At 55.0% G+C, this 10,035-nt stretch carries 15 protein-coding genes and 1 pseudogene; 8 read left to right on the top strand and 8 right to left on the bottom strand.

Annotated features, from left to right (window positions below; translation table 11 throughout):
- Positions 1–250 precede the first annotated feature (250 nt).
- Both ACOSYY_RS09405 and dinB read right to left on the bottom strand, forming a co-directional pair.
- Positions 251–496 carry a hypothetical protein gene (locus tag ACOSYY_RS09405; protein ID WP_421662011.1) on the bottom strand — a complete coding sequence of 82 codons (246 nt, stop codon included), beginning with the start codon at positions 494–496 and terminating at the stop codon, positions 251–253.
- Positions 497–930: 434 nt separating this feature from the next.
- Positions 931–2,058 (bottom strand): DNA polymerase IV, encoded by a 1,128-nt coding sequence (dinB, locus tag ACOSYY_RS09400; RefSeq protein ID WP_421662010.1) that lies wholly within the window; start codon positions 2,056–2,058, stop codon positions 931–933.
- Positions 2,059–2,257: 199 nt separating this feature from the next.
- On the opposite strand from dinB, the gene ACOSYY_RS09395 reads away from it, so the two are divergent.
- Positions 2,258–2,443 (top strand): hypothetical protein, encoded by a 186-nt coding sequence (locus tag ACOSYY_RS09395; protein WP_421662009.1) that lies wholly within the window; start codon positions 2,258–2,260, stop codon positions 2,441–2,443.
- Positions 2,444–2,585: 142 nt separating this feature from the next.
- The gene (locus tag ACOSYY_RS09390) at positions 2,586–2,774 is read left to right on the top strand and encodes a hypothetical protein (protein WP_421662008.1); all 189 of its coding nucleotides are present in this window, start codon (positions 2,586–2,588) and stop codon (positions 2,772–2,774) included.
- 171 nt (positions 2,775–2,945) lie between these two features.
- Here ACOSYY_RS09390 and ACOSYY_RS09385 read toward each other — a convergent pair whose 3' ends face one another.
- On the bottom strand, positions 2,946–4,481 hold the full coding sequence (locus ACOSYY_RS09385; RefSeq protein WP_421662007.1) for an ATP-dependent DNA ligase: 1,536 nt from the start codon (positions 4,479–4,481) through the stop codon (positions 2,946–2,948).
- A 152-nt stretch (positions 4,482–4,633) separates the two neighbouring features.
- On the opposite strand from ACOSYY_RS09385, the gene ACOSYY_RS09380 reads away from it, so the two are divergent.
- From ACOSYY_RS09380 to ACOSYY_RS09360, 5 genes are all read left to right on the top strand, one after another.
- Positions 4,634–4,840, top strand: coding sequence for a DUF1059 domain-containing protein (locus tag ACOSYY_RS09380; protein WP_421662006.1), 207 nt, complete (start codon positions 4,634–4,636; stop codon positions 4,838–4,840).
- Between the two features lie 89 nt (positions 4,841–4,929).
- On the top strand, positions 4,930–5,364 hold the full coding sequence (locus ACOSYY_RS09375) for a hypothetical protein (protein ID WP_421662005.1): 435 nt from the start codon (positions 4,930–4,932) through the stop codon (positions 5,362–5,364).
- A gap of 4 nt (positions 5,365–5,368) precedes the next feature.
- Complete coding sequence (locus tag ACOSYY_RS09370; RefSeq protein ID WP_421662004.1) at positions 5,369–6,226, top strand: class I SAM-dependent methyltransferase; 858 nt, start codon at positions 5,369–5,371, stop codon at positions 6,224–6,226.
- A 3-nt stretch (positions 6,227–6,229) separates the two neighbouring features.
- Complete coding sequence (locus ACOSYY_RS09365; protein WP_421662003.1) at positions 6,230–6,541, top strand: TfoX/Sxy family protein; 312 nt, start codon at positions 6,230–6,232, stop codon at positions 6,539–6,541.
- 7 nt (positions 6,542–6,548) lie between these two features.
- Positions 6,549–7,091, top strand: a complete 543-nt coding sequence (locus ACOSYY_RS09360) for a DUF488 domain-containing protein (protein WP_421662002.1) — start codon at positions 6,549–6,551, stop codon at positions 7,089–7,091.
- 47 nt (positions 7,092–7,138) lie between these two features.
- Here the strand turns inward: ACOSYY_RS09360 and ACOSYY_RS09355 are convergent, their stop codons facing one another.
- Complete coding sequence (locus tag ACOSYY_RS09355) at positions 7,139–7,522, bottom strand: type II toxin-antitoxin system VapC family toxin (RefSeq protein ID WP_421662001.1); 384 nt, start codon at positions 7,520–7,522, stop codon at positions 7,139–7,141.
- Between the two features lie 13 nt (positions 7,523–7,535).
- Positions 7,536–7,784, bottom strand: a complete 249-nt coding sequence (locus ACOSYY_RS09350; RefSeq protein WP_421662000.1) for a type II toxin-antitoxin system Phd/YefM family antitoxin — start codon at positions 7,782–7,784, stop codon at positions 7,536–7,538.
- A 121-nt stretch (positions 7,785–7,905) separates the two neighbouring features.
- Between ACOSYY_RS09350 and ACOSYY_RS09345 the strand changes: the two genes are divergently transcribed.
- Positions 7,906–8,094, top strand: coding sequence for a hypothetical protein (locus ACOSYY_RS09345; protein ID WP_421661999.1), 189 nt, complete (start codon positions 7,906–7,908; stop codon positions 8,092–8,094).
- On the opposite strand, the gene ACOSYY_RS09340 is transcribed toward ACOSYY_RS09345, so the two are convergent.
- The 3 genes and pseudogenes from ACOSYY_RS09340 to ACOSYY_RS09330 form a co-directional block, all read right to left on the bottom strand.
- Positions 8,095–9,036 carry an ATP-grasp domain-containing protein gene (locus ACOSYY_RS09340; RefSeq protein WP_421661998.1) on the bottom strand — a complete coding sequence of 314 codons (942 nt, stop codon included), beginning with the start codon at positions 9,034–9,036 and terminating at the stop codon, positions 8,095–8,097.
- Entirely contained in the window at positions 9,033–9,773 is a 741-nt protein-coding gene (locus ACOSYY_RS09335; protein WP_421661997.1) for a hypothetical protein, read from the bottom strand. The genes ACOSYY_RS09340 and ACOSYY_RS09335 overlap by 4 nt, the downstream gene beginning before the upstream one ends.
- Before the next feature lie 14 nt (positions 9,774–9,787).
- Positions 9,788–10,035 (bottom strand): annotated as a pseudogene (locus ACOSYY_RS09330) (hypothetical protein); the annotation flags it as partial.

Raw genomic sequence — 10,035 nt, 5'->3', positions numbered from 1 at the left:
GACCGTTCGGACATTTCAGTTGTCAAGAGGCGGAGGCAATCCGTTCATGATCGGCTTCAGGGATAGGAGACGTAAGTGTGAGGCGAGGCCCGCCTCCGGCGGGATGATTCCCCGTTCCACTCACCACCTTCCTCAACCACTAAAAGGTGGCATCCCAAGAATGATAGCTATCAGATAGTAAGATAATAAAAGGAGACCGAGCAGGATTGACCTTATGGTGACACGAGTGAAGTTCCACCCTGAAGACAACTTAGAACGCCCAGTATCGAGATGCTTCGAATACCAGCCGGCACCCCACGAGAAAAAGCTCACCGTGAGACTCAACAGGCACTCTTTTCGTCCACTGTACTTCATACAAACTCAGGGAATATTCCCATCGTCTTTCAGCGACATGGAGTTCCAGCAGTTGCCCTTTTCGAGGCCGCCCCCCCATCAACACGAGAATCCCATGCTCACTCCTATTAATAGAATACACCACACCCTGTTCAATGGTCACTTGCTCTCCATCGAACGATTCGCATAGGCTGTACCTGCATGCCTTCTGTTCGTTCTCCCGCGCTTCCCGCCGGCGCGAATGATATGTCTCCTCTTCTCTACGAACACTGACCCCAGCAGCTTCAGCGTTCATGTTCCCTACGCGGCATACAGGAAATCCTTGGATAACTTCATTTGCTCCAATATTCATGATACCTCCAAAGATCCATCGGCAATTTTCACGGAATGAATAGAGCAAGTGCCATACCTATAGCGCATTTACATGCGTACGAGATTGCTCATGAATCCGGTGCAACATCTTGTTTGGGACCGTATCGAAACTAAACAGCGAAGGGATATGGATTCATCATTCCGATGTATGGTGAATATAGCTTGTTGATTCTGAATATAATTTTACCGTGAATGGGAAAGCATACATGGCCGAAGGCCGATCCTTCACCAGAATGTAGGGCTATAGGTAGGCGTCGAACTCCAACTCAAGCGGGAATTGGTCAACTTCTCCACTCGAAGACCAAGCAAGCGGATGAGTTTCCGGTTTGGGTTTTCACGCTGATCGAGAAAAGGCAGCATCAATTTCAAGGCTTCCCGTCTCAATGTCGCATGATCATCAGTCGCCATAGCCAATGTATGCGCGCGGGACTTGGTCACAAAATCTGCAAATCGAACGGTCAGCACGACGGTTCGAAACGAATGAAATCCCTCGTGATGCAAGCGATCAATCACGCCTCGAACAAGCTCATCAAGTTGATTGAGAAGCGTATGACTGTCGAGCGTATCGACTTCGAACGTTTCCTGCTCCCCTATGGATTTTGGCTCCGAATATTCCTCAACCGGTGAATCATCGCGTGCGCGAACCTTCTCATGGAAATCCGCCCCGCGTTTCCCCAACAGGGCTTCGAGCTGATGGAGGGCCACCGCTCTGAGATCCGCGACAATCTTGATGCCCTTGGCCTTAAGGATGTCTTCTGTTTTAGGTCCGATACCGGGAATCAGCCGGATTGGGAGTGGAGCCAAAAACGCCTCGGCCTCTTCCTTGCGTACGACCGTAAGTCCGTTAGGTTTCCGCCACCCTGAAGCGATTTTGGCGATCAACTTATTCGGCCCAATACCGATTGAGGCCGTCAATTGTTCTTCCGAATGGATCTCCACTTTCAGACGGCGGCAGAGCCGTTCTGCTTCTTCATATGATCCGGTCCAACTCACCTCGCCGTATGCCTCATCTATGCTGGCCTGTTCCACACGAGGGATGAAGCACCGTACGATCCGCATGACTTTCCCTGATACCCGTGCATACTTTTTCATGTCGACCGATACAAAGGTCACCGGTGGCTTTCCCGCCCGACGAGCGGCCTCAGATAAGCGCCACGCAGTCGAAATTGGCGTCGCGGAGTGAATTCCGTACGCACGTGCCAAATAGTTCGACGTGGCGGCTACCCCGCGGCCTTTTCCACCCATCGGGTCTGCGCCAACGACGAGGGGGGCCCCTCGAAAAGCTGGAGTATCCCGCTCCTCAATCGCCGCGAAGAAAGCATCCATATCTAAGTGAAGGATAATTCTAGGCAAGTTTTACCTCATACTTCCGTGGCACTGTGTACGGTTGACAAACTCACAGATCAGAATATGCCATGGGACGTTCCGTCATTTTCACCGTAGCTTTTCTTGTCAGCAATACCGTACAATTCCCTCCTAATTGAAAGAGAAGACGGTTCAGTAACACGATCGTTGCTCACAAGTCGGTGACATCAACGAGAGGAGGCCAGTCGTGGGTTTTCGTTGGTTCAATCTTGTAGGGTTTGGGATGTTGCTCTTTGCTCTCTTTCTAAATGAGGTCGTGTATTTGAACGTGTGGTACGACTTCAACTTCTCCGTGATTGTTCCGGCTGTCATGTACCTCGGTGTTGGACTTTGGCTTTCACTGTGGGGAGGGCCACGCCGTCAGAACGCATGATGTCGTTCACCCGTCAGCTTTTCAAGATCATGAGGAGGTAGTCTCGAGTGATGTAGGGTTCTCATTCAGTTCAAAAGGACATTCATTCGGGAGTTCACTGAACGCAGGCAAAGGCATCACACCACTAGAAAGGAGACAATCCATGGGTCTGAGTTTTATTAATTGGATTGGATTCGGTATGTTGCTGCTGGCATTGCTTCTCAATGAGGCATTCCTTGGGATAAATGCCTGGTACGAGCTCAACATAGTGGCGATTCTCCTGGGTGTTACATGGCTGGTCGTTGCAGCCGCGTTATCAGTTTGGCCGAACCGACACGATCAGAGAGCTTGATCAACTTTCTTCAGCCTTGCCAAAAGACAGCACGTGGAGGCTAGGTGTGCCTTCTGCGCTTTCCAACTAGTTGCAATCATTCTCTGCATTCCCGCGTCTACTACGCATTTAATGGACACACGGGCAGTATTGTAGAATCGATCCGGACGGAAGTACAACAGGTCTGGCGGGTCACGCCCGCTGGCTCTTGAATAATTCCGTCACGGTTTGAATCGTGTCGGCTTGATTGGCTGTCTTATCGGTCCGGTACCGCTTCACTCTAGCAAAGCGGAGCGCGAGACCGGCCGGATATCGAGGCGAATCTTGAATATCACTGAACGCAATCTCGACGACCAACTCAGGTCTCACAAAGACAGTAGAGGGGTCGCGGTGAGTCTCAAGGGAAAGCAATTTTTGTGTCTGCCAGCGCAGCATCTCATCGGTCAATCCTTTGAATGTCTTGCCGAGCATCACGAATTGGCCGCTCTCGGAATCTCGCGCCCCCAGATGAAGATTGGATAGCCGACCTTCTCGGCGGCCGTTGCCCCATTCTGCGGCAAGAATCACCAAATCAAGCGTCGTGGCCTCTTTGAGCTTCAACCAATGGAATCCGCGCTGTCCGGCGTTATAGGAAGCACTCAACGATTTTGCCATGACCCCCTCATGTCCGGCCGTCAAGGCGGCCTGAAGGAACGTCCGCGCCTGGTCAGGATCACTCGTCTGTATTTGTGTGACTCTTGCAGAAGAAGCCACTTCACTCAGGACTTCGATACGATCTCGATAGGGCTGACCGATCAATGAGGTACCGTCGAGATACAGTGCATCGAACATATACGGCGTAAGAGGAATTTCCTTCCGAAGAGTCGTCACGTCTTTCTGTCGACCAAGGCGCCGCATCGTGATCTGGAACGGCTGGGGCCGGCCATCCGGTCGCAAACCCAATGCTTCTCCATCCAGCACCATTTCTCGGACCGGTACATGTTTCGCCCATTCGACGAGTTCCGGCAATCGCTGCGTCACATCTTGCAATTGCCGGGTAAAGATTCGTACTTCGTCACCGCCTTTGTGCACTTGGATGCGGGCACCGTCCAGCTTATATTCCCACGCCGCTTCCTCCAGACGATTCAACGCCTCTCCCACATCCCCGGCACTGTTTGCCAACATCGGTGCGACAGGCGTAAACAGTTTCAGCGAGAATCGGCCGATCCCCATCGCTCCCTCTTCCAAGGCGGCACGAGCCAACACACCGATGCTCGGAACGAACATGGAAGCTTGGCGGACATCGGATGGAGGAAGACGGGCCGCACGGGCAATCGCCTCAAGCAGGAGACCTTCCAATGCGCCCTGCCTGATCTCGCCGATCAAGAGTTGCGAGAGAAAGCGCCGCTCATCTGTGCTTGCCCGGCTGAACAGCCGGGCGAGCACAGCGGCTCTGCGCTCTGTCGATCCGGCACCCCGCTCTGCAGCCAGGCGGCTGATCGCATCGTCCACATCCTGTAACGACAAGGGTTCCATCGAGGATTCGTTGCCCGCCATCGCCTGTTGAATGAGACTCCAGCCGACACCGATTCTGCCTTGAGGGAGCGAACCGCTGAGGTAGAACGCGACCAGTTCGATTTCACGCGCACGGGCGAGAAGCAGCATGTCGGCCAAGATGCGGACTTTATCAGACCTTTTGTCGCTCGCGCGGGTCCGAGTCACCGTATCAACCAGTTTGGCAAGTCGCATAGTTTATTATAATCACCCGTTCTGGCCTTCGAGCCATTCGGAGGTTGATCTGTTACGTACAAATCCACTACGATTCTTTTATTCAGCGAGCACAGGAAGCGATAGATTGTTTTTACTCCACATGCTCGATATCCTCATAAGGGGAGATAGCCTTGGCAGACAAACCGTACAAGCAGCTCGGATGTCTGGATGTGCAACCATCGGGCGGCTGCGGATTCCAGGTGAGAGCGGAGACGGAGTCGGAACTGATGCAGTTGGTCGCCACCCACGCCAAGCAATGTCATGAGCTGGATTCGATTCCACCGGAGATGGCCGCCCAAGTAAAGGCCGCGATCAAGACAGTGACCGTCACGGTCTAAGAGCGTTCAGCAGAGAGAGAAGCTTCACGGTTTCCATTCAAACGGCGGGGACTTTTCTCTCGAAACCACCCGTTGACTAAGGAGGACATATGAGCTGGAAGTCAGTATTTCCAATTGCGGTTCTGCTACTGCTGAGCACAAGCGGATGCAGCTACCTCTTTTATCCCCACGCAAAGGAATTTACCGAGAAAGCGAAGGGAGCAACGGGCCTCGATACCCTCGTCAATCTGACGACTATGGCGGAGACCTCCGCTCAAGCCGCCAAGGGAGGCAAAGGCGTCGATCAATCTCTCGACGATTTGCACAATCAGTTCCATGCGATCGATAACGGCATGTGCCACGTCGAAAAGTCGGTGAAAGAGCAACCGGCCTACGCATTGGCCGTCACACATAACAAGGAACTCAGAACGATCTTCAAACGATTATGGAAATTCAAGAATGATCAGCCGCAGCGCGATCAACACTTGGACCTCTTTGTCTCCGAACTCCAAGAGATGCGCCAGACTCTGCAAGCCTTGAGGTAACTTCATGGCAACGCCATCACCCGAACAAGTCATTGACGGTCAACGCAAGGATTGGAACCGTGTTGCAGGCGGCTGGGAAAAATGGGATCGCTTCTTCGATGAACAGATGGCGTTCCTGAACCACCGGCTCGTGGCCGACGCCAGACTGCGCAACGGACTTCACGTCTTGGATCTGGGATCGGGCACGGGCTATCCAGCGCTCCTCGGCGCCCAAACTGTCGGAGCGGACGGCAGCGTGGTGGGCATTGATCTCGCCGAACATATGCTCGCTGTAGCCGAGAAAAAGGCAAAAAGACTAGGCTTGCATAATGTGACGTTCAGGGTCGGCGATGTGACCGCGCTCCCGTTCGAATCCGCTTCCTTCGACGCCGTCACCAGCCGCTTCTGTCTCATGTTTCTCCCAGAAATTCCCAAAGCTGCCGCCGAAATCGCGCGTGTCCTGAAGCCGGGAAGCTGGGTCTCGGTAGCCGTCTGGTCCGCTCCGGAAAAAAATCCTTCCATCACCGCCGCGATGGCTGCCGTCAAACAGGTGATCGACCTGCCGCCGGCGGACCCAATGGCGCCAGGCATTTTCCGTCTCGCCACACCCGGCGAGTTCGCCGGCATGCTGGAGAAATCCGGTCTCACAGACCTCACTGACCAGGAGTTTCTTGGAGAATGGTCCTACGGCTCAGCTGATGACTATTATACGAGCCTGATGGAGATCGCAGCTCCGGTCCAAAATCTGATGGCCACGCTGTCGGAGGCGCAACGGCTGGAGGTAAAACGCCTTATCATCGAAGCTGCTTCGCAGTTCCAGCGTGGGGCTCGCATCACCTTCCCGATCGCCGTTCGAATGGTCGCAGGGCGCAAGCCCGGATGAAACATGCCGGCGAAGCACGACGGCTTCAAAGACTTCATCCTGGATCAGCTGACCGATCTTCACCATGTGACGTGCCGAGCCATGTTCGGCGGCTATGGTCTCTATCAGAAAGCCACGTTTTTTGGCATCATTCATAAAGGCCGTCTTTACTTCAAAGTGACTGCGACCACCGTCCCCAATTACAAAGAGCATGGCATGAAGCCGTTTCGCCCGAATGCCAAGCAGACACTCACATCCTTTTATGAAGTACCGATTGACGTGATCGAAGACGTGGAAGCGTTGACCCAATGGGCGGCGGAAGCAGCCGAAAGATGATCGGACCATGTCCAATATTCTCTGGACCATCGGCCATTCGACAAGACCAATCAGTGAATTCGTATCGCTGCTGAAAGCGCATGGTATCCAACAGCTCGTCGACGTGCGGACTGTTCCTCGCTCGCGCTACAACCCGCAATTCAACACCGAAACGTTGACGAAGAGCTTGGGCGGTGCGGCTATTCACTATCGGCATTCAGGCAGTCTCGGCGGATTACGCAAGCCCAAGAAGGATTCCATCAACATCGGCTGGCGCAACGCGAGCTTTCGCGGCTATGCGGATTATATGCAGACGGAACCGTTCAGCGAGGCGCTAAAAGAGCTTATGGCGTTTGGTGCGAACAACAAGACGGCCATTATGTGCGCGGAAGCGGTCCCCTGGCGATGCCATCGATCCTTGATCGCCGATGCTTTAGTGACAAAGGACTGGGAAGTCCGGCATATCATGTCGGAAACGAAAGCAGACCAACACCGGCTCACGCCCTTCGCTGCGGTGGAAAACGGAGAGCTGCGGTATCCTGGACCGAACAGTGGAAGTCTCTTCCCCTAGCGACGTCCATGGCCTGGTCTTCTTCATCGAAATGGGTGAAACGGGTTCTAGGCTCCTCGGCCGGAGCGTTGAAGCATGCGCGGCTCGTTTGTTTTCGGCCAATGCCTTATCTGGGTATTTTTTTCCGGCAAGACGGCGATGCCTTCGGCGCGCGCCGCCTTTCGCAAGTTCTTATCGAGGGTGGCAAGCGGAAGGCCAAGACGCATCGCTAACTCAAGATACGCCGCATCATAGCTGCTCAGTTTGTGCCTCCGCCCTAATGCAAGAGTGGTAGTCGTTGCATGGTGTCCTGTATGAGCATCCGATTCAATGGCAAGCTTGTTCAACAAATTCAGAAACAGCGTCGTATCAGCCGCCGTCTTCTTCTTGGATCGCTCAGCATTCAATAGCACGTTGCCAACTTCAAGAACCCAATGTTGGGCTACAACCAATCGAGCACAAAACTCATCGTCGCCCGGCGTTCTTCCACGCGATAATGTCTTCGGTGGTCAATTTGACACGATGTTTGGCACGCAACGCCCGAATCCCCTCGATCGCTTGCACGACTTCTTCCCGACTCAGCCGTTTCGCGGGCACTAGCCTGGCGATGGCCGCATCATGCCGCGTGATGGTGATTTCCTCTCCTTGCGCGACTCGACCAATCAATTCGGAAAGCTTGTCCTTCGCTTCCGCCAGACCCACTGTGACGGCCATATCATCGACCTCCTAGCTGACACTATCTATTCTAGCTAGCCATTGGCTAGATTAGCATGTTCACTCTACATCCCCACAAACCATACATCCATACCGCGCGAGACAGGAAAAAGCGGCGATCATGTGCGCGGAAGCCGTGCCCCGGCGGTGCCGTCGATCCTTGATCGCCGACGCTTTCGTGACGAGGGACTGGGAAGTCCGACATATCATGTCGGAAACGAAAGCAGACCAACACCGGCTCACGCCCTTCGCCGCTGTGATCGATGGGTTGCTGTGTTATCGGGATAAGGGCAATCCTCCCCTCGTTTGATCATTCTCGGTGCCTAACCGGCATGGGTACCTGCAGAAGCAGCTCGGCGATGGCTTGATCGACGGATTGACCGGTCTGCATCTGGAAATACGTGAATCCCGGTGACGGATTGACCTCAAAGCAATACCACTGATCGTCCGGCGTCCGGCGGAGGTCGACGCCGGCCACCGCAAGATCCATTGCCTCACACAGCTCCAGGCATCTGTTTGCGCAGTCCGGCGGCAAATCATAGGTCCGCATCTCCACAGATCTCCCCTCCCTTCCCGCATAACGATAGTCATCGGCATCCGAGAGAATCTCGCAGGCAAAAAGACGATTCCCCACGACATGTACCCGCACATCGGCCCCCGGCACATACTGCTGAAACTGTGTCGGACACCAAACAATATCGCCCAGTCTCCTCATGTGCGCTGAAGAGAGCCGGGAAACGATACTGCGCACGCCACTCAGCGACTTATAGACCACTCTGCCGTGACGTTCCCAAAAAGCCCGTGCCGTGTCCGGATCGGTTGTCACAAGCGTCTCGGGACTTCGAAACCCCATCGCCTGAATCTGTGTCGCTTGGAAAGGTTTGGAATTGTTTCCGGCCATGGCGCGCATTGGATTCACGACATACGCAGGCGTCATCTCGAGCCAGGCACGCAGACACGCATCGAATTCCATCGCATGCCGATAGGCGGAGGACTGTGGATGGGCTTCGCGACCGCGAAGCAACCCGGTGGAGTCGTATGGACGAATGTACGCCGCCGAGATCTGCTCGAGCCGAATCTCTTGAGATCCGACACGCAACAGCCCTTCAACCTCGCACGCAACGCGGAGTCTTAGTGACGAATTCAGCACCTCGTACTGATCGACCAGGATCATCGGTGCCCCTCTCAGCTGAAGCGCCCGAAAGACCGCCTCCAGCGGATCATCTTCCGGCAGCCCCCACAAGAGAATCATGCCGGCACCACTTCTCTCCAAACCGGCGGACATTGCCGCCTCACATGCCGCATGACCGCCGCCGCAATCGTTCGATCGGCAAGATTTGGCCAGAGACTGGCATCGAGAAACCGCGCGTCATTATTGGGAGATGAAAAGCGGACCGTGACAAGATCGAGTTCCGTCGCTTGCGCCAGCCTTGTCGCATACTGCACGACACGCGGAACGGCATTGCCGATGATCTGTGATCCCACAACCGTGATGCTCGCAGCATGAGGATGTTCCCTGACCGGCCGTATCGCCTTCATGCACCGGCCTCGCCCAACGTACCATTCGCTTCTCGCTACCGGGACGCCCAATCGACAGGCCTTGTGAATCCACGTTTGGGGAGACCACCACTCACCAGCCAAACATACCGGAGTGGGTCGGTTCAGCACAGGACAAGGGAGCATGTGAAGCCACGCCAAGAGAAAGGCTTGCATCTCCTGGGCGATATAGGCTCGGTCGGCGGGTTCAATATGCGGCAGATCCGCCGGCGCCACTGAAGCAAGCCGCGTAATGACTCCTGCGAGCTGGGTTTCCCGGCACACACGCCCTGCGACGACGACCTGCGATGGTTTGGCATGGTCACCCGATTCATACCTCCAACCCGACCGCGAAAGGTCGCCTGGCCGGAGCAATCGAACACCCTGTCGCGCATACCGTCGGACAAAGGCACTCGCGACTGCATCGCCGGCATTCGCCACCACAAGCACCATGCGCGCCGATCGCCTCACTCACCGATGTTTCCCGACTTGGGGGTACGTTTCGTTTTCCGACTCCTCGGCTTCCGCGCGCGTCGCTGCGGCTCTCCCACCGAAGGGCGCTCCTCTGGCTTGATAAACGCCCTACCGCGTGACCCGGCGGTAACGGTGGTTGTGTTGCGTCGCCCCGGTCCGCCGCCGGTTTCTTCATCAGCTTCCACACCCGGTGGTCCTCCAAGCCCACGGGGCAGATCGGTCACCTTCGCGTCTCGTGCCT

Source organism: Nitrospira sp. BLG_2, assembly GCF_049222245.1.
The sequence above is the reverse complement of the archived record's forward strand: the minus strand, read 5'-3'. Positions and strand labels throughout refer to the sequence as shown.